Genomic DNA, 23,082 nt, shown 5'->3' on the forward strand with positions numbered 1-23,082 from the left:
ATGCTTGAACGCATCATCAGCCTGTCGATCCGGCATCGCTGGGTCGTGCTGGCGCTCGTCCTCGTGGCGGTCGTCATCGGCGTCTGGAGTTTCCAGAAGCTGCCGATCGACGCCACGCCCGACATCACCAACGTCCAGATTCAGATCAATACGGAGGCGCCCGGCTATTCGCCGCTTGAAGCCGAACAACGCATCACCTTCCCGGTCGAGACCGCGGTCGCCGGCGTGCCGGGCCTGTCCTACACCCGATCCGTCTCGCGCTACGGCCTGAGCCAGGTGACGGTCGTTTTCGAGGACGGGACCGACATCTACCGGGCGCGGCAACTGGTCAACGAGCGGCTTCAGACCGCGCGCGGCCAGCTTCCGTCCGGCCTGTCGCCCGAACTGGGGCCGATCGCCACCGGCCTGGGCGAAATCTTCATGTACACGATCGAGGCCAAGCCCGGCGCCCGCAAGGCCGACGGCACGCCCTACTCGCCTGAGGACCTTCGCACCCTGCAGGACTGGGTCATCCGTCCGCAGATGCGCAACACGCCCGGCGTCACCGAGGTCAACACCATCGGCGGCTTCGAGCGCCAGTACCACGTCACGCCCCGTCCCGAACGGCTGGCCGCCTTCGGCGTCACCATGGACGAGGTCGTTTCGGCGCTGGAGCGCAACAACGCCAACGTCGGCGCCGGCTATGTCGAACGCTACGGCGAGCAGTGGCTGATCCGCGTGCCGGGTCAGGCCTCGACGACGCAGGACCTGTCCAACATCGTCATCACCACGCGCGGCGGCGTGCCCATTCGGATCGCCGAGGTCGCCGAAGTCGGCCTGGGCGAACAGCTTCGCACCGGCGCGGCGACGGAGAACGGCAAGGAGACGGTCCTGGCGACCGTCCTGATGCTGGCCGGTGAAAACAGCCGCGTCGTCGCCCAGGCGGCGGCGGCCCGGCTGGAGGAAGCGGCCAAGGCCCTGCCGGACGGCGTGGTCGCCTCGCCCGTCTATGACCGCACCGACCTGGTCGAGCGGGCCATCAAGACGGTCGAGAAGAACCTGCTTGAGGGCGCCCTGCTCGTGATCGTGGTGCTGTTCCTGCTTCTGGGGAACTTCCGCGCCGCCCTGATCACGGCGGCGGTCATCCCGATCACCATGATGATGACCATCACCGGCATGGTGCGCACCGGCGTGTCGGGCAATCTGATGAGCCTGGGCGCGCTGGACTTCGGCCTGATCGTCGACGGCGCCGTCATCATCGTCGAGAACTGCCTGCGGCGCTTCGCCGAAGCCCAGCATCAGCAGGGCCGCCTGCTGACCCGTGACGAACGCTTCTCCCTGGCGGCGCGCGCGTCCAGCGAAGTGATCCGGCCGTCCCTGTTCGGCGTCCTGATCATCACCCTGGTCTATGTGCCGATTTTCGCCCTGGACGGGGTCGAGGGCAAAACCTTCCACCCCATGGCCATCACCGTGGTCATCGCCCTGACCGCCGCCCTGGTCCTGTCCCTGACCTTCGTGCCGGCGGCGGTGGCGATGTTCGTCACCGGCAAGGTGCAGGAGAAGGACAGCTTCCTGATGCGCTGGGCGCGCACCGGCTATCAGCCGGCGCTCGACTTCGCCCTGAGGACGCGCGTGGCCATGGTCGCCGTAGCCGTGGCCCTCGTCGTGGGCGCGGCCCTGATCGCCTCACGCATGGGTTCGGAGTTCGTGCCGAACCTGGACGAAGGCGACATCGCCATGCACGCCCTGCGCATCCCCGGCACTAGCCTGACCCAGGCCGTCGAGATGCAGACCGCTCTCGAAGCCCGTCTGGCGAAGTTCCCGGAGGTCGAACGCGTCGTCGCCAAGATCGGCACGGCGGCGGTCGCCACCGACCCTGTGCCGCCCTCGGTCGCGGACACCTTCATCCTGCTGAAGGACCGCAAGGACTGGCCTGATCCCCGCAAGCCGAAACTCCAGCTCGTTCGCGAGATGGAAGAGGCGGTGAACGCGGTGCCGGGCAGCAAGTACGAGTTCACCCAGCCCATCCAGATGCGGTTCAACGAACTGCTGTCCGGCGTCCGGGCCGACGTCGCCATCAAGGTCCACGGCGACGACCTGGATCAACTCGTGGCGCTCGGCTCCCAGATCGAGGAGATCGTCGGCTCCGTGCCCGGCGCCGCCGATCCGCAGTCAGAGCAGGTCACCGGCCTGCCCATGCTGCAGATCACGCCGAACCGGGACGCCATTGCGCGCCTGGGCCTGAGCATCGACGACGTTCAGTCGGTGATCTCGACCTCCATGGGCGGGGCCACGGCGGGGCAAATCTTCGAGGGCGACCGACGCTTCGACATCGTCGTGCGCCTGCCGGAAGACCTGCGGCGCAACACTGACGCCATCGGCCGCATTCAGGTGCCGCTTCCGGGTGCAAACGGTCAGCCGCGCGGCTTCGTGCCGCTCAGCGAGATCGCGACGATCGCGCTGGAGACCGGCCCGAACCAGATCAGTCGCGAAGACGGCAAGCGCCGCATCGTCGTGACCGCCAATGTTCGGAACCGCGACCTCGGCTCCTTCATCGGCGAGGTGCGCGAGCGCGTCGAACAGGAAGTCGATCTGCCCGCCGGCTACTGGATTTCCTATGGCGGCACCTTCGAGCAGCTGATCTCGGCGGCCAAGCGGTTGCAACTGGTCGTTCCGGCGGTCCTGCTGCTGATCTTCGGCCTGCTGTTCGCGCTGTTCCGCTCCTGGCGGGACAGCGCCATCGTCTTTTCCGGCGTGCCCCTGGCGCTGACCGGCGGGGTGGCGGCGCTGGCGCTGCGGGGCCTGCCTTTGTCGATCTCGGCCGGCGTCGGCTTCATCGCCCTGTCGGGCGTGGCCGTGCTGAACGGCGTCGTCATGGTCAGCTTCATCCGGGGCCTGATCGAAGAGGGCAAGCCCGTGGGCCAGGCCATTCGGGAGGGGGCGCTGACGCGCCTGCGCCCGGTGCTGATGACCGCCCTGGTCGCCAGCCTCGGCTTCGTCCCCATGGCGGTGAACGTCGGCGCCGGCGCGGAGGTCCAGCGTCCGCTGGCCACCGTCGTCATCGGCGGCATCGTCTCCTCGACGATCCTGACCCTGCTCGTGCTCCCGGCGCTCTACAGCCTGGTGCACGGCCGGGACGCCCCGACGGATCGGCCCAGGCCCGCCTGGCTGGACCACCTCCCCTTCCGCCGCCGTCGGGCGCTCTGAAGCGGTCGGCCGCCCTGTTTCGGGGCGGCCGCTCGTCAGCGCCTCAACCCATCACCGATGCCCGCCGATGACGGCGGACGTCGCGCTTTCCCTCCAATCGCAAGGATGCACATGACTTCCGCACCCTGCCGCGACCGACTGTCGTGGCTTCGATCACCCTGGACCCTGGCGGTCCTGGCGGTCGGCTTCCTCTTCCTTGAAGGCCTGCTCAGCCAGGTCCTCGCCCACGGCGTCGCCGCAGGCGACAAGGGCTACATCCAGGAGACTTCAGGCTTCCTGTTCTGGCCCTTCGTCTATCTGGGGGCCAAGCACATGGTCACCGGCTACGACCACCTGCTGTTCCTGTTTGGCGTGATCTTCTTCCTCTACCGGATGAAGGACATCGGCATCTATGTGACTCTGTTCGCCATCGGCCACTCGTCGACCCTCCTGCTCGGGGTGCTGATGAACATCAGCGTCTCCAGCTATCTGGTCGACGCCATCATCGGCCTGTCCGTCGTCTACAAGGCCCTGGACAACATGGGCGCCTATCAAAGGTGGTTCGGCTTCCAGCCCTCCACCAAGGCGGCCACGATGATCTTCGGCCTCTTCCACGGCTTCGGTCTCGCCACCAAGCTGCAGGACTTCCAACTCTCGCCCGACGGCCTGCTGTGGAACCTCGTGGCCTTCAACATCGGCGTCGAAATCGGACAACTGCTCGCCCTGGGCGGCATCCTCATCCTGATGGGCTTCTGGCGCCGCACGAACGGCTTCTGGAAACACGCCTACCTCACCAACGTCGTGCTGATGACGCTCGGCTTCATTCTGACGGGCTATCAGCTCGTCGGCTTCTTCGTCATGTGATCGGAGACACCCTCATGTACAATGCAAACCGCCCCTCCAAAGCCGACCTGCCGACCACGGGCCAACTGTTGAAGTCGACCGGCATCGCCGCCGCTGTGGCCTCCGTGCTCCTGGTCACCGTCGTCCTGCCCGCCGAATACGGCGTCGATCCGACCCGCATCGGTTCGGTCTTCGGTCTCACCGAAATGGGCCGCATCAAGCAGCAACTCGCCAAGGAGGCCGAAGCCGACGCCGCAGCTGACGCGGCCGCTGTAGATGCTGTCCCTGTGGCGGCGTCGCCGAGCCCCGTTGCGCCAGCCGCCACCGTTCCAGCCGCCGCCCCGACGGCCACGCCCAGCGTCGGCCGCACGGACGAAACCGTCCTGACGCTGCAGCCTGATCAAGGTGCCGAGATCAAGCTGGTCATGGAAGAAGGCGCGACAGCGCGCTTCACTTGGACCAGCAGCGGCGGCAAGATCAACTTCGACACCCACGCAGACCGACCAGGCGTCTCCTACCACGGCTACGGCAAGGGCTCCTCCCAAAGGGAGGAAGGCGTTCTGACGGCGGCCTTTACCGGTAGCCATGGCTGGTTCTGGCGCAACCGCACCGGTCAGCCCGTAACCATCACCCTTAAAACCATTGGCGCCTATACCGAGATCAAGCGCGTCGTCTGACGTAAATCCCGACACCTATAGACAGGGCGCGCCGTTGCACGGCGCGCCCTGATTTCTTTACGGCGTCACACGCGATTCTTGGGCCACCGGCGGTGATTGTCATCAATCACAACAGGGTGGGCGTGTGCTACGCCTTCCGCATCGGGGCGCATTCCCTCGCTCAGGTGCGCGTGATCCGGCTCCATGTCGTGGTGGTCGTGCAGCAGGTTCAGCGGATCGTGCGCAGGCCAGACGAAGAGCGCCAGAAGGGCGCCGAGGCCGCACAGTCCCGCCAGAACGACGAAGGCCATCTGAGGATCAGCTTCGGCCGACACCATCCCCGCGACCGGATAGGCGATCAACCAACAGGCGTGCGACAGGGCGAACTGGGCCGCAAACAGGGCCGGCCGTTCCGCCGCCGACGAGGACCGCCGCAGGGCGCGGCCCGCAGGCGTGATGGTCAGCGAGTAGCCAAAGCCCATGACGATCCACAGACCGATCAGCACCGGATAGCTGCGGGCGAACAGCGCACCGGCGATGAGCACGGCGGTCATCAGGACGGCGCCCGACACCATGGCGCTGCGATCCGTCACCCGCTCCAGCGTCTTGGGAAGCAGGAAGGCGGCCGTCATCGACCCGCCTCCGAATGCCGCCAAGGCCCAGGCGGTCGCCTGCTGCGACAGGCCGAAGTTCGACTGCACCAGGACGACAGTGTTGACGAAGACCATGGCGCCGCCCGCCGCCGTCGCCAGGCTAACCGCCAGCAGGCCGCGCAGGCGTGGCGTCAGGGCGAACAGCTTCACGCCTCCGGTCAGACGACGCAGGAACGGCAGGCTCTGCGACGCCGACAGCTTGGGCAGGACCGCCGTCACGACGAAGCCCGCTGACAGGATGAAGCCCAGCGCGGTCCCGACGAAGAGGTTGTGATAGCTGATGAAGGCCAATAGCACCGCCGCCAGCACGGGGCTGGCGACGCTTTCCAGATCGGCCGCCAGTCGGGACAAGGACAGGGCCTTAGTGTACTCGCCCTCGTCCTCCAGCAGGTCGGGGATCATGGCCTGGAAAGCCGGGGTGAAGGCGGCTGAGGCGACGTAGAGCACCGTCATAAGTCCGTAGACCTGCCAGGCCTCGTTGACGAAGGGCAGCGAAGCCGCAACGCCAGCGCGCACCACATCCAGCGAGACCAGCAGGGTCTTGCGCGGCAGGCGAGACGCCAGGGCGCTGGCGAAAGGCGCCACCCCGACATAGGCGATCATCTTGATCGCCAGGGCCACGCCGAGGATTTCACCCGCGCTGGCGCCCGCCAGGTCATGCGCCAGCAGGCCCAGGGCCACGGTCGCCATGCCGGTTCCGAGCAGGGCCGCCACCTGGGCGATGAACAGGTGACGATAGGCGGCGTTCCTGAGGGGAGAGAACATCACGGGCCTTTCGATGCGGCGTTTTCGCGTTTGACCTATCCCCACCAGGGGGATAGGTCAAATTGCATGGCACACATCTCTCACGCGTCTCATCCCGAAGTCATCAAACGCCTGAAGCGCGCCGAGGGGCATATGCGGACCGTCATCCAGATGATGGAGGACAGGAGGGCCTGCGTTGATCTCGCCCAACAGCTTCACGCCATCGAGAAGGCGGTCGCAGCGGCGAAGAAGACCCTGATCCACGACCACATCGACCACTGCTTGGCCCATGCCGCTGACGGCGACCCTGTCGAGGCGAAGCAGGCGATGGCCGAGTTCCGGGAAATCACCAAGTACCTGTGACGTCAGCTTCCAACCGGCAGGACGTCGCCCTGCCAATCCGCCTCCGGTAACGCTATGATCGGCGGGCAGGCAGTCGCGGCTGCCCTGCTGGTGCGATGCGTCAAACGCACGTCGTCGTCCGCGCGACCCGTGAGGCAAGGCCATGACTACGTCGCCAGACACCCTCGGTCCGCCCCGCCTTTCGCTGGCGGCGCTGTTTCTCAAATTCCTGCGTTTCGGTTTCCTGGCGTTCGGCGGCCCCGTCGCCCAGATCGCCATGATCCGCCGCACCCTCGTCGATGAAGAGCGATGGATTTCCAGTCCGCGCTTCAACCGCCTTCTGGCGGTGATGCAGGTGCTTCCCGGACCTGAAGCCCACGAACTGTGCGTCCACATGGGCATGATGGCGCGCGGTCGGATCGGCGGTCTGCTCGCGGGCCTCGGCTTCATGTTGCCCGGCTTCGTTCTAATGCTGGCGGCGGCATGGCTCTATGAGCGCTTCATCGCCGGGCAGTCGAGCCTGACCGGCTTGCTTTTGGGCGTCCAGATCGTCGTGGTCGCCATCATCATCCGCGCCGTGCATCGGATCGGCTCCCACGTCCTGGAAGACCGTTTGTTGTGGATGCTGGCGATCGGGGCCTTCATCGCCTCTCTCCTCCATGCGCCCTTCTGGATACCGCTTGCCGCCTGCGGCCTGATCTACGCCCTGGAGCAACGGCCGTGGGCAGGCGTCGCCATCGCCGTTGTCGCCGTCTTCACCGCCATCCTGTTCGGCCTCCATCTGGAGATCGCCCCGTCTGCGGTCGCGATCTCGGCCGAGCCGTCGCCTCAACTCGCCGCTCTGTTCGTCGCCGGATTGAAGGGCGGCCTGCTGACCTTCGGCGGCGCCTACACCGCAATTCCCTATGTACGCGCCGACACCGTCGGACGCGGCTGGTTGCCGGACGGCGTCTTCCTGGACGGCGTGGCGCTGGCCGGCGTTCTGCCGGCGCCTCTGGTGATTTTCGGCACCTTCACGGGCTATGTGGTCGGCGGCTGGGCGGGCGCGCTGGCGGTCACTGCCGGCATTTTCCTGCCCGCCTTCGCCTTCTCGATGGTGCTGTTCAATCACCTGGAGGCCGTGGTCGAGAACCCGGCGTTGCACCGCCTCCTGGCAGGCGTGGCGGCCGCCGTTGTCGGCGTCATCGCCGCCACTTCGCTTCAACTGGCCTGGACCACAGCCCAATCGGCGCCGTCGTTGTGGATCGCAGGTTTGATCTTCATCGCCGCACTGGCCGCTGCGTGGCGGCTCAAGCCGCGCTGGATGCCGCTGCTGATCTTAGGGGGCGCTGCTGCTGGCGGCCTTGCTTTATACTGAGGTCGTAGGAGATCCAGCGCCACGTCAAGACCTTTAGTGGGCTCTAAACTTGGACACTCCTAGGTGCGCACTAACGCCTGACGTGGTTTCAGTACCGCACAGCCACTATGCGGCCGGGCCGAAAAACTCGACCGCATGGTCGTTGTATAGGTGCGCTACGATATCGAGCATCCCGCGAATTATGATATTCCAGTCTGCATCGTTCTTCTGCACTGCCTCGTGCGCTGGGCGGTAATGCACTATCATATTCCTAAGGCCATACAGCTCCTCCGCCATTCGCGAATAGCGTTTGTCATGCGTGTCTGCCTGCACAGATAGTCCGGTGCAAACCGTCGACACCAATGCCTCGCCGCACAATGAGGCGAGGCCCACAAAGGCCTCCGACTCCTTAGGGCGCCAAGAGAGTTGATCTTCAATAATCTTGGCCAACTCGCGCGGTGATGCAGCGATATTGAGCTGCGCCTTCAGCGTACTGAAACGCTTCATGCCGTAGAGCTGTTCAACGCAGCGGTACGCCTCAAGGAACAGGTTTTCCCAGGAGATCGACAGCACTCCTTGGACTAGATTGCGATAAGGAATAAGCGGCGAGTCCGCTTCGAAAACCCGCGTTAGGACTTTTACCGTCTCCGGTTCGAGCGAAATTGGTCCATCGAAGTAGGTCCGAACTAGGATCGATCCGAGGACCCTATCAGTCAAGTTGTGATAGTCTGCCACGCCCGTGGCGCGGTAAACGCATAGTGACGGGAACAGGGGTGCGATGTCAGACAGTTCGTGCCCCCCGTAGCCTCCACCATTGTTGATGAATTGCTCGTCCAAAGCCTGCTTGATGGCGGCCGCAGTCACGCTCGTTGGCGGCCGCACCTGAGCCTCCAACACAGCCAAGGCGAACACTCCAGGCGTAGCGTCAACCGTTTCAAGGTCTGGCGGAATCTCATCGGCTTCCGGCAAACCAAAGGTGCAGAAGTAAAGAGCTCCCTCGTGCTCGATGCGGACCAAGCGAATTTGGCGAGTCACGATCCGCACATCGGATTCGGCGTGGGACATCAGCCTCAAGTCGCCCGCATCTTCGTTCTTGATCCATCGCCCTGCCTCAGGATTGATGACAGGATCATCGAGCTGAGCAGCGAAATCTGCGAGGCGACCGAAGAGGGCGTTGCTCATGTCGATACGATTGCGGGACACGTCAGGCTCTCCAGCACACCCCCATTGAGGGGACGGCGAAGTTCTCCTCGATCAGCACCTTGAACGCTGTCTCAAAGAATGCCCGCTCGTGCCGTCCCACGGCCGATCGCTTCTGCCCACCAAGCTTTTCCCGTAGCACGTCAAGCGATAAGAAGGCCGTCAGGTCTTCTGGCGACATATGCTCGAGCTTTTGCACGAGTTCAGCGGCAGCGCTTTGGATCGCCTCCAATGCCACTTGGCTGTCGGCATCTGTTCGATCCATTCCCAACCGCCCGAGGACCGTCAAGGCGCAGGCGACGATGAAGCCGATGCGCGCTGGTTGGCTGTCAAAAATATTCCGGCCGATAGTGAATTTCGAGCTCACGGTCTCGTCCGAGCCCTCGGTATCGGAGGCCTCCAGCCGCGAGAACGCCTTGTCCACGTCCACCAGAATTTGGACAATTGGATAGAAATAATGATCGTATTTCTTGGAGGCGATCGCCTCTGCTATGTCCAAGCGTGAGAATTCGTCGGCTAAGGTCTCCTGAGTGTCGATCTCCGTCCGCCGGATGCCGAACGCCAGATACGCTTCAACTAGGCTGTCAGCGCTGAACTCGCCGCCTTTGTAGCGCCGCTCCGCCTTCTCCAAGCTAAGCAGTCGTTCAAAATTGATCTTCGCCTTCATTTGCTCGACCAAGGGCGCATAGATCACCAGCAATTGGCGCTTAATGTTCCAAGGAACCTGCCCTGTGTTCAGCACCAGCATGCGATAGATTAAACTGTCCGTGCTCTGGGCTAACCAGCATTCGACGCGCACGGTTTGCTCACCGACTTTCGGATCAGCCTCTACGGCATCGAGAAGCGCCGTGGTCCGTTGCATGCCGTCGATTATTGAGATGGAGTCGATCCAGTCTGCCGTCACCCGCGCGATTACCTCGTCGGGGCTCATGGCTTCAATGGAATCCAGATCATCGGTGATCACGACTCCGATCACAACCGGCGGTAGAATGGCGCCTCGTCTGATATCCTCGACCATCCTCCCGCGGATACGGCGTCCGGTCGTTGTCTTGAGCGGTTCGCGTTGGCCCTTCAAGCCCCCACGTTTTCGGTACGCGCCCTCAACCAAGGCAAGGTAGTCATCGACGGTCATGCCGGTCATGACGGACCAGCAATCCACGCGATAGTCCCGGAGTTTTTGTGTTTGCGGTGCTTCTGCCACTTGGTTCTCCCCCAAGCAGGGACCGTAGCCGATCACGCGAACAGTCGAAAGACCAACTCCTTCCTCAGTTTCGTCGCGGCGGTTGATAATGCTCTGCTCATGGCCGCAGGGACAGTTTGCAATAGCTACGTCGGGGGATGGCCAACGGAAGGGGGGCCTTCTTAAGACGATCCAGAGCCAGGAGCCCTCTTTAGGACTTGGGGCGACGGCCGCTCCGCAGAGACTGCGGGGCGTTCTCGTCTTGCTCAGGCCGCACGAAGAACGCCGAAACTGACACTCCCAACACACCAGCGAGTCGATCCAGAAGATCGACAGACGCGTTGCCTAACTGGCGCTCAATCTCGCTCAAGTAGGCGCGATCTATGCCTGCGTCGGCAGCTAGACGCTCCTGCGAGACGCCGCGTTCGGTCCGCAGCTTCTTGAGATTCCACGCCACCAGCGCCCGTCCGTTCATGGCGGCAAGCGACAGCTTCACCGCTCGTTAAACCACGGGATATATCCTACATATTAAATCTGGAGGGTTCTGATGAAGAAGATTGTCTTCGCCATTTCGGTTCTGATTGCGGTCGTTTCGTTCGGAGGCGCCGCATCTGCGCAAGCCGACGCCTGTTCCACGAATGGCGGCTACCCGCCCGGTAGCCCCAATGCGGTCATGGCGCGGATGAGGAACATCGCCAGCGGCGCCTATGCGGCCTGCGTTGAGGCCCAACGCGCCCGAACGCCGCCCGTGAACTGGACGCCGACGCGCATTCGTACGGCAGCGCGTCAGGCGGTCACGAACAAGCTGCGCGATCCGTCGTCAGCCCAGTTCCGGAATGTACGCCGCATCGAGCACTCCAACGGTTCGACGATGTTCTGCGGCGAAGTGAACGGCCGAAACGCCTATGGCGGCATGTCAGGTTTTCAGCGTTTCGAGGCCGGCGTGGATCGTGCAGGCGACGCCTCCGCTTTGATCGACGGCGGCGAAGAACTGAACACCGCCTACTTCGAAGGCGCCTGGAACCAGTTCTGCGGCCGCATCGCCGGCACGCCGGTTCAGTTCTGACAGAAGGGGACAATCGTGAGGATGAAGTCGATGTTTCCGAAGACTGCGGTCGTAGCTGCCATGGCTGTCCTGGCCGGTTGCGCCACCACGCCGCTACCGGAGGTACGGATGATCCCGACCGCCGATCACGGCGTGGGCGTCCGCTTCTCGCGCGGCAACGCCCTGATGGTGTCGAATGGGCCGTCCGGAGCGATCATGCTGCTGCCGGTCAGGTACAACGACACCCAGAAGTTCTTCTTCTCGATCGCCGCCTTCAACACCTCGGGCTACCCGATCAACATCGGCTCGGAGGACGTGCGGCTCTATCTGGATGGGCAGCCCTACAGCGTTCAGGACTTCGACTATCTGCGCCACAGCGCGCGCACGACCGCCCAGCGCGAGATGAACCTGGCCTGGGCCGACGCGGCGGTGGAGTATTTCCTCACCGTTCAGGAAATGGAGGACCATCCGCGCCGCCACGACATCGCCTACCGCAGCGCCTCAGGGCAGTTGCAGGCGTCGCACGACCACATCCAGCGACGCCTGCGGCAAACTATCTCCACTCTGGGACGGACCATGCTGGAGACGACGACCATCGATCCCGGCACGGCCCACGGCGGCGCCATCCTGGCCGAACAGATCGTCATTCCTGACGGCATGGTCCGCGACATGGTGATCGAAGTGCGCTTCGGCGGCTTCCCGCATCGGTTCCGATTGAACCTGGCTCCGTCGGGCACCTACGCCCCGACGCCGGTCGACATCCCGGCCGTCCCCGCCCAGATCACGCAGGAGCTGATGCGCACCCGCCAGACTTGGCACTGGACCGACGGCCCGCCGCCGTCGCCGGCGATCTTCAAGGGCATGCCGGTGATCGAATAGCTGCAGTTCGCACTGCAGTACGTTTTTGTGCTACAGTTAGAACGTTGTCGTTCAAGGATTTTCCCGATCTTGTCGCAAAGTGGCACCTTGGGTGGCACGACATTTAGAGCGGGCGCTCCTTGTCGATCAGCGATCTGAAAACCAAGAGGTTCTTGCTCACCTACCCGCCCTACATTCCCTATTCTGGGAGAAGGTGGCTTGCGGAGCAAGACGGATGAGGGGTGCGTAGAAGCTGGCGCATGGCTTCCGGTCAACCCTCGCGCCGACACCCCTCATCCGGCCCTGGCGGGCCACCTTCTCCCACAAGGGGAGAAGGAAGACAGACATGGAGATTTCAATGGATTGGCGACGACCGTTTGGTCGGCGGCGCGTGTCTGCGCCTGAGGTCAAGGATAGCCGGGCAGGGCCGCTGATCGCCCTGACGGGAGCGGGCCGGGCGCGGTGGACGCCGCGCGACTATGCCCACCTGGCCGAGGAGGGGTTTGCGAAGAACGCGGTGGCCTATCGCTGCGTGCGGATGATTGCGGAGGCGGCGGCGTCGACGCCGCTGATGGTCATGGTCGCGGGCGTGCGGACGACGGAGCATCCGTTGGCGCGGCTGCTGGCCAAGCCCAATCCCGAGCAGTCGGGCGGGGAACTGATGGAGGCGCTTTACGGCGCGTTGCAGACGGCGGGCAACGCCTATGTCGAGGCGTCGGGAGACGTCGATGGCGACGGCGCGCCGGACGAGTTATGGGCGCTGCGGCCCGACCGGGTGAAGGTGGTTCCGGGTCGCGCGGGCTGGCCCGAGGCCTATGAATACGCAGTCGGCGGGCAGGCGGTGCGGATCGCGCGGCATGGTGACGGCTGGTCGCCGGTCATGCACCTGAAGCTGTTCCATCCGACTGACGATCACTACGGGTTTTCGCCGCTGGAGGCGGCGGCCTTCGCCATCGACGTGCACAACGCCTCGGGGGCCTGGAACAAGGCGCTGCTGGACAATGCGGCGCGGCCGTCGGGGGCTCTGGTTTACGGCGCCAAGGACGGCGAGCGGCTGACGGGCGAGCAGTTCGAGGCGCTGAAGGCGGAACTGGGCGAGGCCCATGCGGGGGCGCGCAACGCCGGGCGGCCGCTGTTGCTGGAAGGCGGGCTGGACTGGAAGCCGATGAGCCTGACGCCGCACGACATGGACTTCATCGCCGGCAAGCACGCGGCGGCGCGGGAGATCGCCCTGGCGTTCGGGGTGCCGCCGCAGCTGCTGGGGATACCGGGGGATGCGACCTACGCCAACTATCGCGAGGCCAACGCCGCCTTCTGGCGCGGGACGGTGATCCCGCTGGTGAGGAAGGCGGCGGGGGCGATGACGGGCTGGCTGGGCGGGCGGTTCAGCGACTGCCGGATCGAGCCGGATCTGGATGCGGTCCCGGCCCTGCAGGTCGAGCGCGATGCGCTGTGGGCGCGACTGAACGCGGCGAGTTTCCTGACGGACGAAGAACGGCGGCGCATGGCGGGGGTGGGCGCGTGATGGAACAGGTGAAGAAGGTCCCCGTCGCCCTGATCGCGGCCCTGCTGGTGCAGACCATCGGCGGGCTGGTCTGGGCCGGCGGGGCGGCGGCGCGGATCGCGACGCTGGAGCAGCGGGTCGGGGAGCAGAGGCTGGTGGCCGAGCGCCTGGCGCGTGTGGAGGCCCAGGGCGAGGCGGTGCGGGCGACGGTGGATCGCATCGAGCGGCGGCTGGAGGCGAAGTGATGACGACGGCGACCGGACTGGAACTGGCCATCGAAGGCTACGCCTCGCTGTGGGGCGCAGCCGACCTGAACGGGGACGTGGTGGCGAAGGGCGCCTTCGCCGACAGCCTGGCCAAAACGGGGGCGGGCGGGGTGCGGATGCTGCATCAGCACGAGAGCCGGGCGGTGGTCGGCGTCTGGGACGAAATGGTCGAGGACGAGCGGGGCTTGAGGGTGCGCGGGCGTCTGCACGACTGGTCGGGCGAGGCGCGTTACGCTCAGGCCCTGACGCGAGCGGGGGCGCTGGACGGGCTGTCGATCGGGTTTCGCGCGGCGAAGGCGCGACGGGACGGGCGCTTGCGGGTGCTGAGCCAAGTGGAGCTGTGGGAGGTGTCGCTGGTGACCTTCCCCATGCTGCCGGGGGCGCGGTTCAGGGCGGCAGAGCCGCCCGCCAGCTTAGCAAGGCGTTGATATTCTTTTCTATTTGTAAGCAGAGGTAAAGATGACTCTTCCTAACGACATCAATCTGATGGATTTCGTGACGGACCCAACCGCGAGCGACTGGCGACCGTATTTCAACGCCGCCGTAGCGTTCGCTGCGACCAATCACCCCGCCGGTGTTCGCATCCATGTTCCCAGCGGTAAAATGATCCCGCTGTCCTATGTCGATCCAATTCTTTCGGACGGCGTGACCTTCGTCGGTTCCGGGCGAGCAGTCTTTACCGCCCAGTACCCCGCCGTTGAGGATACTGCAGACATCGTGGCTCTGCCGACCAACCGCGACATGTTTACTTGGGGTGATAACACTTACCTACCCGAAAAGCCGGGCGGTTTCACCACCAATGGCGGCGGTTTGGAGGGGCTAAACTTCCGCATGTGGAATAACACCGGCGCCCTGGCTGTCACTAAAGGCGTCGCCAATCCCAAGTTCTCCGATATCTGGGGTTGGATTCTCTATCGCGGCATCAGGATTGAAAACGGCTACGATCCTGAAATCACCAATGTGACGCTCGAAGGCTGTCGTCACAGTGGCATTGAAATCAACGGCACTGGCGTCGGCGTGGGGCCTGACCCTCGCGCGGGTCGTGGCGACCGTGGTGTGCTGTTCAACGTCCTGGTCAGCGGCGAGGGAGACGAGGTCACGCCAACGTCGATTGCTCCGCTCTTTTCAGTTCGGGGCTACTGGCACACGCTGCAGTGCAATCACGTCCAAGTCGTAAAAGGTGGCGGCTCCGCCGGCATCTTCATCGGCGACCGTCGCAACGGAAACGCGAACCAGCGTCCTCACTTCATAATCATGCAGGATGTGCAGGTTGACTTCGTCAAGACGCGAGGGATCGTTGTCGACGATGCTGTAGATGCCTGGATGAACCAAGTGTATCTCAACAATGCGCCGTTCGAGCTGCTTTACATCAATCAAAACGTGTCGAATTGCTTCTTTGATGCAGTGCGAGGTTACGGCTCGTACAGTCGCATGGTGACGGTCGCTGGCAAGACCGTCAAAATCTCGGACAGCACCTTCCGGAATTGGAACGCGGACGGTGTGTCCACAGAGACCTGCGCCTACATCACCGAAAGCGCAGATGACGTCTCGTTCCGTGGATGCTCCTTCGGCGCCCACGGCGGCGCTAGCGGTGGCGGTTCGAATGGCCGACTGGCGATCTATAGTCCGCCGAATTCTCCGGGTGGGATCACCATCACAGACTGTGCTTTCCTCGGGCTTGCTGCAGATCCTGTGTTGCATTCAGGGTCAGGGCCGCTCGTTGAGCGAAACAACCGCACGGCGACCGGCATCTTGAAGTCAGCCTTCCCCGAGGAGGTCACCTTCGGCACGAAAATCGGCGTAAGCGCAGATACGCTTCCCGGCTCGTCTGCCATCACCACTGGCGGGGACATAAGCATTGGGGGCGGGGTTCCTGCCTTGTTCTTCAATGCCTACTATGACGGAGCGACTTTCCGTTATCGCGGAAACGGTCCAGCATTTGTTCTTAAGGCGACCACGGATGGGCTTGCAGTCCAATCTGCCCCGGCAAACACAGCCGGTGCTGGCGCGATCGCCTCAATGACGGTCGAACGTAAGGTGGCGTTGGTCTAATGAGAGATTAAAATGTCATCTGTCAGATGAATGTTCTGACGAAGTCAGTTCGTTGAAAATGGAGGCGCAGTTGTTCAACTGCGTCTCCATTGCTACCGGGGCGCGGTTCAGGATGCGGGCGGAAGGTATTCCGCCGGCAGCGGGTGCCGCGGCGTCTCAGCCTGCCAATAGACGCTGATGATCCACCAACGCTGGCCGTCGTCGAACAGCTGGATGCTGTTGATCTCCCGAAGGAAGGGAGCGGCGTCGGCGGCGGCGCGGCGCGCTTCCGCCGCCGGAGGCGTTTGAGCGAGAGCCGGCGAGGCGAGGGCCAGACCGAGAGCGGCGACGAGCAGGCCGTGGCGTCGTCCGCACTATGGGCAGACGCAAAGCGTAGCCGCAAGGCCCGATCTGTCAGGCCAAACAATCGAGCGGGGCCTTTGGGACCCGCTCACGGTTCCGGTCGGTTCAGCCGCCGGATTTTTAGCGGAGAGAGCATGAAAGAGACCAAGACCGCCTCGGGCAATCCCGAGGCGCGCGCCGCCATGCATGAGATGATGGCGGCGTTCGAGGCGTTCAAAGGGGCCAACGACGCCCGCCTGGACGAGATCGAGAAGAAGGCGTCGGCGGATGCGCTGCTGGAGGAGAAGGTGGCGCGCATCGATCAGGCGGTGGCGGGCGCGCAGGCGCGTCTCGACCGCGCGCTGAGCGAGAGCCGCCGTCCGATGCTCGGGGGCGAGCCGCCGGTTGTCGCGGCGGCGCCGGAGGCCAAGGCGGCGTGGGACGGCTATATGAAGTCGGGTCAGGCGCATGGTCTGGAGCTGAAGGCGGGGCTGTCGTCGGCGCCGAACTCGGCGGGCTATGTCGTGCCGCCGGAGACGGAGCGGGCCATCGAGCGACGTCTGATGGCGGGGTCGCCGATGCGTGAGATCGCCACGGTGCGCACGGTCGGTTCGGGCGTGTTCAGGAAGCCCGTGTCGACGGCGGGGGTGACGGCGGGCTGGGTGGCCGAGACGGCGGCCAGGCCCGAGACGGACCCCGCCACGCTGAGCCTGCTGGAGTTCTCGTCGGCGGATCTCTACGCCTGTCCGGCGGCGACGCAGAGCCTGCTGGACGACGCCCTGATCGATCTGGACGAATGGCTGGCGGCCGAGGTCGAGGACGCCTTTGCGGCGCAGGAGACGGCGGCCTTCGTCAGCGGCGACGGGGTCAACAAGCCCAAGGGCTTCCTGGCCTACGCCAATGCGACCGAGGGGACCCAGACCTGGGGCCAGATCGGCACGGTAGCCTCGGGCGCGGCCGGCGCCTTCGCCTCGACCAACCCGGCGGACAAGCTGATCGACCTGATCTATGCGCCCAAGGCCCAGTATCGGCCGAACGGGCGCTTCGTGATGAACCGCCGCACGGTCTCGGCGGTGCGCAGGTTCAAGGACGCGGACGGCAACTATGTCTGGTCGCCGGCGACGCGGCCGGGCGAGACGGCCAGCTTGCTGGGCTATCCGGTCACCGAGATCGAGACCATGCCGGATGTGGCGGCCAACAGCCTGTCGATCGCGTTCGGCGACTTCTCGCGCGGCTATCTGATCGTGGATCGCGCGGGGGTGCGGGTGCTGCGCGACCCCTATTCGGCCAAGCCCTATGTGCTGTTCTACACGACCAAGCGCGTCGGCGGCGGGGTGCAGAACTTCGATGCGATCAAGCTGATGAAGTTCGCGGCGAGCTGAATGAACTGACCCCTCTCCCCTTGTGGGAGAGGGAGGGACCCGCCGCGTGAGCGGTGGGAGGGTGAGGGGTTTTGCAGCGGTGGGACCCCTCATCCGTCCGCCTTCGGCGGCCACCTTCTCCCACAAGGGGAGAAGGAAAAGGGAAACAGGAGATTTCAAATGAGCGCACCCGTGAGCCTCACGGAGGCGAAGCTGTTCCTGCGCGTCGAGCATGAGGCGGAGGACGGGTTGATCCAGACCCTGATCGAGGCGGCGCGGGCGCGGGTGGAGGGGGAGGTGGGCTTGGGCCTGACCTCGACCTCGGCGGCGCCGCTGCGGCTGGCGGTGATGATGCTGGTGTTGCGGGCCTATGAGCGCGGCGAGAGCGAGATGTCGGCGGCGCCGGTCGAGGGGTGGATTGCGCCCTATCGCGTGGTGCGGCTGTGAAGGTGATCGCGAGCCTGGTGCGGGCGGTGGAGGCGGAGACGCCCTATGGCGGGCGGGTGGTCAGCCATGAGCCGGTCGGGTCGCTGTGGCTGGCGTTGGGCGCAAGGCGTCGGCGCGAGCGGACGGAGGGCGGCGTGACACGAGGCGTGGAGACGCTGAGCGCGACCGTGCGGGCCGATCCGCGTCTGGCCGAGGGGCTGATCGTGCGCTTCGGCGGGGCGGATTGGGCCGTCGTCGGCGTCGAGGCTGATCCGAAGGCGGCGGGGCGCGTGCGGCTGAACCTGGAGCGGGCGCGATGAGGGATCATGAGGGGGCGCTGGTGAAGGCGCTGATCGCCTGGCTGAAGGGCGACGGGGGATTGCAGGCGCTGCTGGGCGATCCGGTGAGGGTCTGGGACCAGCCGCCGGAGGAGCCCGCGTTTCCGCACCTGCTGATCGGCAAGGGCGAGAGCCGAGGGGTGAACGCGGACGGGGGCGGGGTCGAGCATCGACTGACGCTGACCTGTGCGAGCCGCTTTGCCGGCATGGAGGAGGCGCGGGCGGTGGCGGCGGCGGTGCGGGCGCGGGTCGCCGATGCGCCGGTCGAGGCCGACGGGGTGAGGGCGGTCAGCCTGGGCGTGACTTTTACCGATGTGTTTCGCAGCGCGGACTTGAAGCGCGGCCAGACACGAGCTTGGGCGGTGATGCGGCTGCGGGCCGTGACGGAGGAAATCTGAGATGAGCGCACAACGCGGCAAGGACATCTTGCTGAAGATCGAGGGGGCGGCGGGCGTCTTCACCACGGTGGCGGGCTTGAGGGCGCGGACGATTTCGCTGAACGCCAAGACGGTGGACGCGACGGATGGCGACAGCGCCGGGCGCTGGCGCGAGCTGCTGGCGGGGGCGGGTGTGAAGTCGGCGGCGGTGTCGGGGCAGGGGATTTTCCGCGATGCGGCGTCGGACGCCCTGATCCGCGAGGCCTTCTTTGAACAGGCGGCGAAGACGTGGCGGCTGATCGTGCCGGACTTCGGCGTGCTGGAGGGGGCGTTCATCGTGGCGGCGCTGGAATACGCCGGGGAGCATGAGGGCGAGGCGAGCTTTGCGTTGAGCCTGGCGAGTGCGGGCGAAGTGACGTTCAGCGCGCTGTGATCAGGGCGCGAGGTAGCCGGTGAGAACGGGCGAGTCCGATGTATGGGCGCTGCCGCCGCGACCGTGGCGGTTGCGGCTGACATCTCCCGGTTTGCTCCCGGCCCAGATGAGAAAACCGATCTGGCCGACGAGCGCCAGCACGCCGAAAGTGGTTATGGCGGGTTGTGGATCCCACTTGAAGATCAGCGTGGACGCAAAAACAGCGAACAAGACGAGCATCCACCCGCCGACCCAGGCCAGATAGACGGGCGCGACGTCCAGGCCGAAGTCGTGAAGGCGTCGGGTTACGACGACGAAGCTGGACCATGCGGCGAGTAGGCCGAGGACGCCCAGCACGATCTTCCCAAGGAGTGGCGCTGTCAGGGAGTCGGCGCCTTCCAGCGCGAGCCTGACGACGAACAGCGCCGGCAGAGCCATCCAGTATCCCTTGCGGCTGAGACGCCCAAAGGGACTGAAGGCGAAGGCGAGAGGGTTGGGCTTCATGGCTGGAGCTTAGTTGTTTTTTTTAAGCGAACAAGGGTGTGCGACAATGCGTGGAGCCAACGGCGTGCGGGGCGAGGCGACGGCGGTGCTGGCGGGGGCGGAGCGGAGGCTGTGTCTGACGCTGGGGGCGCTGGCCGAGATCGAGACGGGGCTGGGCACAGCCGGGATGGCGGGGCTGGCTGAGCGGATGCGGGCGCTGTCGGCGCGGGATCTGATGGTGGTGCTGACGGCCTTGCTGCGGGGCGGGGGCGAGGGGGCGCTGGCGGACGGGCTGGCGAGCGCCGCCGTCGATCCGCGCGAGGCGGCGGAGGCGGTGGCGAAGGCGTTTGCGGCCGCGGCATGACCCCGTGGAGCGAGATGTTGCAGGCGGCGGCGCGGATGGGCGTGGCGCCGGAGGGGTTCTGGCGGCTGTCGCTGAAGGAGTGGCGGATGCTGACGGCGGGGCCGATGCAGGCGGCGCCGTTGGGGCGCGGCGAGCTGGAACGGATGCACGCGCGCTGGCCGGACAAGGCGTGACCTCTCCCTCCCCTTCATGGGGAGGGTGGCTGAGCCTGAAAGGCGAGGCCGGGTGGGGGCGGCGAGGCAAGTCAGACGCTGCGCTGAGGATCGCCTGGCCCTCCCCACCCGGTCGCTGCGCGACCACCCTCCCCATGAAGGGGAGGGAGAAAGGATGACGGATGACGGACAGTTTCAGGCCGGACGGGATCGACGCCGTGCCGGTGAAGGCGGCGGAGGCGGCGGCGGCGCTGGAGGCGCTGCGGGAACCGGCGGAGCGGGCGGCGGCCTCGATCGAGGAGGCGTTCGGACGGGCGGGCGAGAGCCTGACGCGGTCGCTGACGCGGGCGGCGGCGGACGGGGAGGTCACCCTGGCCGAACTGGCGCGGGCGGTGCTGAACGCCGTCAATGCGGCGGCGGGTTCGGGCCGAGGCGGGGGTCTGTCGGACGCGATCTCGGCGGTGTTGAGCGGGTTCGGAGGGGCGCGGGCCGAGGGCGGGCCGGTGCTGGGCGGCGGGGCCTATCTGGTCGGCGAGCGCGGGCCGGAGGTGTTTCGACCGGCGGGCGCGGGGAGCATCGAACCGATGAGCGGCGGAGCGGGCGTGACGGTCAATGTCAGCGTGGACGGCGGGGCGCAGGGCCTGCTGCGGTCCGAGGCGCAGATCGCACGGATGCTGGCGCGGGCGACGGCGCTGGGCGCGCGAAGGATGTAGCGGCGCTAGGGCAGCGGAGGCGCCGCGCGCCGCGCGATAGCAAGAGAAGAATGAGGCTCAAGCAGGAAGCCGCCGTGTGGCGCGCGGTAGCCTCAATGAAAAAGGGCGCTCCGAAGAGCGCCCTTCAGGTCGATCATTCGCCCTTGGGATTAGGGCCGAACTTGTTGTCGCCGCGCTGGCTGTCGGTGATGCCGATCCAGAGCAGGAAGGCCAGGCCGACCAGACCCATGACGGCGAAGCCGCCCATCATCGAACCCACCATGGACAGGGCTGCCGCGGGGTCTTCGTTCTCGAAGGCCTGGGGGTTGGTGAAGATGGCCATGCCGACGGCGCTGATGATCATGATGAAGCCGATGATCATGGCGACATAGGGAATGACGACGAACCAGCCGGACTTGCCCATGTCGTGCAGGCGCTTCACCGAGATGGCCAGGTTGGGCCAGATCAGGACCAGGCCGATCAGGCCGCCGATGATCGGCAGCCAGCCGGTGACGATGCTGACGCCGAACAGGATCAGCCAGCTGATCCAGAAGTGCTGGCGGCGCAGGCGGCCGTTGAACGAGAACATGGCGCTGGCGAAGTCGTAACCGCCGCCGGTGTCGCGGGCGACGTAGGCCGAACTGGCGGCCTGGCCGAAGGCGGCGGCGGGGTCGCCGGCCAGGACCATGATCTGGGTCGCTTCCAGGCCTTCCGGCACGAAATCGACGCGGGCGCCGGCGCGGATGACGCCGCCGGCCTGGATGGCCGAACGGGCGAAGCCGTAACGGATGCTGTCGTCGCCGCTGATCAGGCCCGTGCCCGATACATCGTCGTAGCTGAGAATTTCACCGCGCACGCGCAAGTCTCCTGAGTTCTGAACGGCCCCCGGCCGCATGAGCCAGAACATGACCGAGCGACGGTTTCCAGACAACCCGAAGCGTGACCTTAAGTCAGGTTTTTAAGAACGAGTCTCAGTTTGGGTCAGAATCGTTTCGGCGTGAGGCCGTAGCGATTGGGGTGGGGCTGGGAGGGAATGCAGCCCACGACCAGCATGAAGAGGCCGCCGACATAGGGGACGAAGCTGATCAGATAGAGCCAGCCCGACAGGCCGACGTCGTGCAGACGCCGCGAAGCCAGGGCGATGCCGGGAAACATCAGGAACAGTCCCCATAGGGCGGGCGCCAGCATGGCCAGAACGGTGACGGCGGAAAGTGAATCACTCTCGTAGTCCAGGCCCACGAGGAAGAAGAAGGGCAGGAAGGCCGCCATCATCGTCAGCCAGGCGAAGAGGACAAAGGACCAGTATTCCAGCCGTCGCGCGCGGCCGTCGCCGTCGACGAACTTCTGGCGGACGCAACGGACGAAATAGGCCCACATCCCGAGCGCGGGCTCGGCCGGACCGAAGGCTGTCGGCGACAGCCCTCCGGCCTGAACAAGCAGAGGGATGATCTGGCTGGCGCGGTCGTCGAGCAGCACGAAATCGACGCGCAGGCCCGGAGCGGGCTCCTGGGCGCCGCCGACGTCGATCCGTGAGAAGCGATAGCGCATCAGATCGTCGCCGCTGATCAGGCCTTCGCCGCTGACCGCGTCGTAGCTGAGAATTTCACCGCGCATGGAGGTCCCCCGACCGCGGTCGAAGGGACCGCCCCGGGGTCACTGGACGGGGTGTCGCGGAAAAGCAAGATAACAGGAGTCTTTGATGGCCTTTCATGAGGTGCGTCTGCCCGCGCGGCTGGCGTTCGGGTCGACCGGCGGGGTTGAGCGACGGACGGAGATCACGACGCTGGGATCCGGTTTCGAGCGGCGCTCGACGCCCTGGGCCGAGGGGCGCAGGCGCTACCTGATCGGGGCGGGGCTGCGGTCGCTGGACGACATGGCGGCGATGACGGCGTTTTTTGAGGCGCGACGTGGGCGGCTGTACGGCTTCCGGTTCCGCGACTTCGCTGACTTCAAGAGTTGTGCGCCCGGCGAGGCCGTGGCGGCGACGGACCAGAGGATCGGGACCGGGGACGGGGTGCGACGGATGTTCCGCCTGGGCAAGACCTATGGCGACCATGTGCGGCGGATTGCGAAGCCGGTTGAAGGTTCGGCGCGCGTGGCGGTGAACGGCGTCGAGACGACAGCCTTCGCGCTGGATCACCTGACAGGGGAGATGACCCTGGCCACGCCGCCGATGTCGGGCGCCGTGGTGACGGCGGGCTTCGTCTTCGACACGCCGGTGCGTTTCGACGCCGACCGGATCGAGGTGACGCTGGAGAGCTTTGGGGCCGGGCGGATGGTCGCCATGCCGCTGATCGAGGTGCGGGTCTAGC

General features: G+C 65.6%; 27 protein-coding genes. 20 read left to right on the forward strand and 7 right to left on the reverse strand.

Annotated elements, in window-relative coordinates; all coding sequences use genetic code 11:
- From ACI2KI_RS08200 to ACI2KI_RS08210, 3 genes are all read left to right on the forward strand, one after another.
- Nucleotides 1–3,186 carry an efflux RND transporter permease subunit gene (locus ACI2KI_RS08200; protein WP_046653314.1) on the forward strand — a complete coding sequence of 1,062 codons (3,186 nt, stop codon included), beginning with the start codon at nucleotides 1–3 and terminating at the stop codon, nucleotides 3,184–3,186.
- 111 nt (nucleotides 3,187–3,297) lie between these two features.
- Complete coding sequence (locus tag ACI2KI_RS08205; protein WP_076224198.1) at nucleotides 3,298–4,029, forward strand: HupE/UreJ family protein; 732 nt, start codon at nucleotides 3,298–3,300, stop codon at nucleotides 4,027–4,029.
- Nucleotides 4,030–4,043: 14 nt separating this feature from the next.
- Complete coding sequence (locus ACI2KI_RS08210; protein ID WP_076224200.1) at nucleotides 4,044–4,685, forward strand: transmembrane anchor protein; 642 nt, start codon at nucleotides 4,044–4,046, stop codon at nucleotides 4,683–4,685.
- A gap of 65 nt (nucleotides 4,686–4,750) precedes the next feature.
- Here the strand turns inward: ACI2KI_RS08210 and ACI2KI_RS08215 are convergent, their stop codons facing one another.
- Nucleotides 4,751–6,082, reverse strand: coding sequence for an MFS transporter (locus ACI2KI_RS08215; RefSeq protein ID WP_076224202.1), 1,332 nt, complete (start codon nucleotides 6,080–6,082; stop codon nucleotides 4,751–4,753).
- A gap of 66 nt (nucleotides 6,083–6,148) precedes the next feature.
- Here ACI2KI_RS08215 and ACI2KI_RS08220 point away from each other — a divergent pair, with 66 nt between their 5' ends.
- Nucleotides 6,149–6,424, forward strand: coding sequence for a metal-sensing transcriptional repressor (locus tag ACI2KI_RS08220; protein ID WP_076224204.1), 276 nt, complete (start codon nucleotides 6,149–6,151; stop codon nucleotides 6,422–6,424).
- Between the two features lie 142 nt (nucleotides 6,425–6,566).
- Nucleotides 6,567–7,760 (forward strand): chromate efflux transporter, encoded by a 1,194-nt coding sequence (gene chrA / locus ACI2KI_RS08225; RefSeq protein WP_076224205.1) that lies wholly within the window; start codon nucleotides 6,567–6,569, stop codon nucleotides 7,758–7,760.
- A gap of 105 nt (nucleotides 7,761–7,865) precedes the next feature.
- Here the strand turns inward: chrA and ACI2KI_RS08230 are convergent, their stop codons facing one another.
- The 3 genes from ACI2KI_RS08230 to ACI2KI_RS08240 all read right to left on the reverse strand — a co-directional run bounded on the left by ACI2KI_RS08230 (nucleotide 7,866) and on the right by ACI2KI_RS08240 (nucleotide 10,615).
- On the reverse strand, nucleotides 7,866–8,942 hold the full coding sequence (locus ACI2KI_RS08230) for a hypothetical protein (RefSeq protein ID WP_076224207.1): 1,077 nt from the start codon (nucleotides 8,940–8,942) through the stop codon (nucleotides 7,866–7,868).
- 1 nt (nucleotide 8,943) lies between these two features.
- Nucleotides 8,944–10,080 (reverse strand): hypothetical protein, encoded by a 1,137-nt coding sequence (locus ACI2KI_RS08235; RefSeq protein WP_076224209.1) that lies wholly within the window; start codon nucleotides 10,078–10,080, stop codon nucleotides 8,944–8,946.
- 250 nt (nucleotides 10,081–10,330) lie between these two features.
- Entirely contained in the window at nucleotides 10,331–10,615 is a 285-nt protein-coding gene (locus ACI2KI_RS08240) for a helix-turn-helix domain-containing protein (RefSeq protein ID WP_232624015.1), read from the reverse strand.
- A 51-nt stretch (nucleotides 10,616–10,666) separates the two neighbouring features.
- Between ACI2KI_RS08240 and ACI2KI_RS08245 the strand changes: the two genes are divergently transcribed.
- From ACI2KI_RS08245 to ACI2KI_RS08295, 11 genes are all read left to right on the forward strand, one after another.
- Nucleotides 10,667–11,185: a hypothetical protein gene (locus tag ACI2KI_RS08245; protein ID WP_076224212.1), complete on the forward strand. Its 519-nt coding sequence runs from the start codon at nucleotides 10,667–10,669 to the stop codon at nucleotides 11,183–11,185.
- Nucleotides 11,186–11,215: 30 nt separating this feature from the next.
- Nucleotides 11,216–12,043 (forward strand): hypothetical protein, encoded by an 828-nt coding sequence (locus ACI2KI_RS08250; protein WP_143255462.1) that lies wholly within the window; start codon nucleotides 11,216–11,218, stop codon nucleotides 12,041–12,043.
- Nucleotides 12,044–12,368: 325 nt separating this feature from the next.
- A complete protein-coding gene (locus tag ACI2KI_RS08255) occupies nucleotides 12,369–13,547 on the forward strand; it encodes a phage portal protein (RefSeq protein ID WP_404619131.1) in 1,179 nt (392 codons plus the stop codon).
- Nucleotides 13,547–13,771: a hypothetical protein gene (locus tag ACI2KI_RS08260; protein ID WP_404619133.1), complete on the forward strand. Its 225-nt coding sequence runs from the start codon at nucleotides 13,547–13,549 to the stop codon at nucleotides 13,769–13,771. The genes ACI2KI_RS08255 and ACI2KI_RS08260 overlap by 1 nt, the downstream gene beginning before the upstream one ends.
- Entirely contained in the window at nucleotides 13,771–14,220 is a 450-nt protein-coding gene (locus tag ACI2KI_RS08265) for an HK97 family phage prohead protease (protein ID WP_404619135.1), read from the forward strand. The genes ACI2KI_RS08260 and ACI2KI_RS08265 overlap by 1 nt, the downstream gene beginning before the upstream one ends.
- Nucleotides 14,221–14,251: 31 nt before the next feature.
- Nucleotides 14,252–15,844 carry a hypothetical protein gene (locus ACI2KI_RS08270; RefSeq protein ID WP_404619137.1) on the forward strand — a complete coding sequence of 531 codons (1,593 nt, stop codon included), beginning with the start codon at nucleotides 14,252–14,254 and terminating at the stop codon, nucleotides 15,842–15,844.
- Between the two features lie 476 nt (nucleotides 15,845–16,320).
- A complete protein-coding gene (locus ACI2KI_RS08275) occupies nucleotides 16,321–17,547 on the forward strand; it encodes a phage major capsid protein (RefSeq protein WP_404619139.1) in 1,227 nt (408 codons plus the stop codon).
- Nucleotides 17,548–17,706: 159 nt separating this feature from the next.
- Nucleotides 17,707–17,973, forward strand: a complete 267-nt coding sequence (locus ACI2KI_RS08280) for a head-tail connector protein (protein ID WP_404619141.1) — start codon at nucleotides 17,707–17,709, stop codon at nucleotides 17,971–17,973.
- 2 nt (nucleotides 17,974–17,975) lie between these two features.
- Nucleotides 17,976–18,272, forward strand: a complete 297-nt coding sequence (locus ACI2KI_RS08285) for a head-tail adaptor protein (RefSeq protein WP_404619143.1) — start codon at nucleotides 17,976–17,978, stop codon at nucleotides 18,270–18,272.
- Complete coding sequence (locus ACI2KI_RS08290; RefSeq protein WP_404619145.1) at nucleotides 18,269–18,688, forward strand: DUF3168 domain-containing protein; 420 nt, start codon at nucleotides 18,269–18,271, stop codon at nucleotides 18,686–18,688. Before ACI2KI_RS08285 ends, ACI2KI_RS08290 begins: the two co-directional genes overlap by 4 nt.
- A gap of 1 nt (nucleotide 18,689) precedes the next feature.
- Complete coding sequence (locus ACI2KI_RS08295; protein WP_404619147.1) at nucleotides 18,690–19,100, forward strand: phage major tail protein, TP901-1 family; 411 nt, start codon at nucleotides 18,690–18,692, stop codon at nucleotides 19,098–19,100.
- Here the strand turns inward: ACI2KI_RS08295 and ACI2KI_RS08300 are convergent, their stop codons facing one another.
- Nucleotides 19,101–19,583: a DUF805 domain-containing protein gene (locus tag ACI2KI_RS08300; protein WP_404619149.1), complete on the reverse strand. Its 483-nt coding sequence runs from the start codon at nucleotides 19,581–19,583 to the stop codon at nucleotides 19,101–19,103.
- A 46-nt stretch (nucleotides 19,584–19,629) separates the two neighbouring features.
- On the opposite strand from ACI2KI_RS08300, the gene ACI2KI_RS08305 reads away from it, so the two are divergent.
- The 3 genes from ACI2KI_RS08305 to ACI2KI_RS08315 all read left to right on the forward strand — a co-directional run bounded on the left by ACI2KI_RS08305 (nucleotide 19,630) and on the right by ACI2KI_RS08315 (nucleotide 20,791).
- Complete coding sequence (locus ACI2KI_RS08305; RefSeq protein WP_404619151.1) at nucleotides 19,630–19,926, forward strand: GTA-gp10 family protein; 297 nt, start codon at nucleotides 19,630–19,632, stop codon at nucleotides 19,924–19,926.
- Complete coding sequence (locus tag ACI2KI_RS08310; protein WP_404619153.1) at nucleotides 19,923–20,099, forward strand: phage tail assembly chaperone; 177 nt, start codon at nucleotides 19,923–19,925, stop codon at nucleotides 20,097–20,099. The genes ACI2KI_RS08305 and ACI2KI_RS08310 overlap by 4 nt, the downstream gene beginning before the upstream one ends.
- Before the next feature lie 161 nt (nucleotides 20,100–20,260).
- The gene (locus tag ACI2KI_RS08315) at nucleotides 20,261–20,791 is read left to right on the forward strand and encodes a phage tail tape measure protein (protein ID WP_404619155.1); all 531 of its coding nucleotides are present in this window, start codon (nucleotides 20,261–20,263) and stop codon (nucleotides 20,789–20,791) included.
- A gap of 133 nt (nucleotides 20,792–20,924) precedes the next feature.
- On the opposite strand, the gene ACI2KI_RS08320 is transcribed toward ACI2KI_RS08315, so the two are convergent.
- Nucleotides 20,925–21,626 carry a DUF805 domain-containing protein gene (locus ACI2KI_RS08320; protein WP_404619157.1) on the reverse strand — a complete coding sequence of 234 codons (702 nt, stop codon included), beginning with the start codon at nucleotides 21,624–21,626 and terminating at the stop codon, nucleotides 20,925–20,927.
- A 125-nt stretch (nucleotides 21,627–21,751) separates the two neighbouring features.
- Nucleotides 21,752–22,384, reverse strand: a complete 633-nt coding sequence (locus ACI2KI_RS08325) for a DUF805 domain-containing protein (RefSeq protein WP_404619159.1) — start codon at nucleotides 22,382–22,384, stop codon at nucleotides 21,752–21,754.
- Between the two features lie 85 nt (nucleotides 22,385–22,469).
- Between ACI2KI_RS08325 and ACI2KI_RS08330 the strand changes: the two genes are divergently transcribed.
- Nucleotides 22,470–23,081, forward strand: coding sequence for a TIGR02217 family protein (locus tag ACI2KI_RS08330; protein WP_404619161.1), 612 nt, complete (start codon nucleotides 22,470–22,472; stop codon nucleotides 23,079–23,081).
- Nucleotide 23,082: the final 1 nt, after the last annotated feature.

The organism is Brevundimonas sp. NPDC046655 (assembly GCF_044901625.1).
GTDB lineage: Bacteria > Pseudomonadota > Alphaproteobacteria > Caulobacterales > Caulobacteraceae > Brevundimonas.

Excerpts from the sequence above, each read along its gene's own strand:
- ACI2KI_RS08265 (WP_404619135.1), top strand. The coding sequence starts at position 13,771 with ATGACGACGGCGACCGGACTGGAACTGGCCATCGAAGGCTACGCCTCG.
- ACI2KI_RS08210 (WP_076224200.1), top strand. The coding sequence starts at position 4,044 with ATGTACAATGCAAACCGCCCCTCCAAAGCCGACCTGCCGACCACGGGC.
- ACI2KI_RS08305 (WP_404619151.1), top strand. The coding sequence starts at position 19,630 with ATGCGTGGAGCCAACGGCGTGCGGGGCGAGGCGACGGCGGTGCTGGCG.
- ACI2KI_RS08260 (WP_404619133.1), top strand. The coding sequence starts at position 13,547 with ATGGAACAGGTGAAGAAGGTCCCCGTCGCCCTGATCGCGGCCCTGCTG.
- ACI2KI_RS08275 (WP_404619139.1), top strand. The coding sequence starts at position 16,321 with ATGAAAGAGACCAAGACCGCCTCGGGCAATCCCGAGGCGCGCGCCGCC.
- ACI2KI_RS08295 (WP_404619147.1), top strand. The coding sequence starts at position 18,690 with ATGAGCGCACAACGCGGCAAGGACATCTTGCTGAAGATCGAGGGGGCG.
- ACI2KI_RS08310 (WP_404619153.1), top strand. The coding sequence starts at position 19,923 with ATGACCCCGTGGAGCGAGATGTTGCAGGCGGCGGCGCGGATGGGCGTG.
- ACI2KI_RS08280 (WP_404619141.1), top strand. The coding sequence starts at position 17,707 with ATGAGCGCACCCGTGAGCCTCACGGAGGCGAAGCTGTTCCTGCGCGTC.
- ACI2KI_RS08315 (WP_404619155.1), top strand. The coding sequence starts at position 20,261 with ATGACGGACAGTTTCAGGCCGGACGGGATCGACGCCGTGCCGGTGAAG.
- ACI2KI_RS08330 (WP_404619161.1), top strand. The coding sequence starts at position 22,470 with ATGGCCTTTCATGAGGTGCGTCTGCCCGCGCGGCTGGCGTTCGGGTCG.
- chrA (WP_076224205.1), top strand. The coding sequence starts at position 6,567 with ATGACTACGTCGCCAGACACCCTCGGTCCGCCCCGCCTTTCGCTGGCG.
- ACI2KI_RS08235 (WP_076224209.1), bottom strand. The coding sequence starts at position 10,080 with ATGACCGGCATGACCGTCGATGACTACCTTGCCTTGGTTGAGGGCGCG.
- ACI2KI_RS08270 (WP_404619137.1), top strand. The coding sequence starts at position 14,252 with ATGACTCTTCCTAACGACATCAATCTGATGGATTTCGTGACGGACCCA.
- ACI2KI_RS08250 (WP_143255462.1), top strand. The coding sequence starts at position 11,216 with ATGTTTCCGAAGACTGCGGTCGTAGCTGCCATGGCTGTCCTGGCCGGT.
- ACI2KI_RS08290 (WP_404619145.1), top strand. The coding sequence starts at position 18,269 with ATGAGGGATCATGAGGGGGCGCTGGTGAAGGCGCTGATCGCCTGGCTG.
- ACI2KI_RS08220 (WP_076224204.1), top strand. The coding sequence starts at position 6,149 with ATGGCACACATCTCTCACGCGTCTCATCCCGAAGTCATCAAACGCCTG.
- ACI2KI_RS08200 (WP_046653314.1), top strand. The coding sequence starts at position 1 with ATGCTTGAACGCATCATCAGCCTGTCGATCCGGCATCGCTGGGTCGTG.
- ACI2KI_RS08205 (WP_076224198.1), top strand. The coding sequence starts at position 3,298 with ATGACTTCCGCACCCTGCCGCGACCGACTGTCGTGGCTTCGATCACCC.
- ACI2KI_RS08300 (WP_404619149.1), bottom strand. The coding sequence starts at position 19,583 with ATGAAGCCCAACCCTCTCGCCTTCGCCTTCAGTCCCTTTGGGCGTCTC.
- ACI2KI_RS08215 (WP_076224202.1), bottom strand. The coding sequence starts at position 6,082 with ATGTTCTCTCCCCTCAGGAACGCCGCCTATCGTCACCTGTTCATCGCC.
- ACI2KI_RS08245 (WP_076224212.1), top strand. The coding sequence starts at position 10,667 with ATGAAGAAGATTGTCTTCGCCATTTCGGTTCTGATTGCGGTCGTTTCG.
- ACI2KI_RS08255 (WP_404619131.1), top strand. The coding sequence starts at position 12,369 with ATGGAGATTTCAATGGATTGGCGACGACCGTTTGGTCGGCGGCGCGTG.
- ACI2KI_RS08325 (WP_404619159.1), bottom strand. The coding sequence starts at position 22,384 with ATGCGCGGTGAAATTCTCAGCTACGACGCGGTCAGCGGCGAAGGCCTG.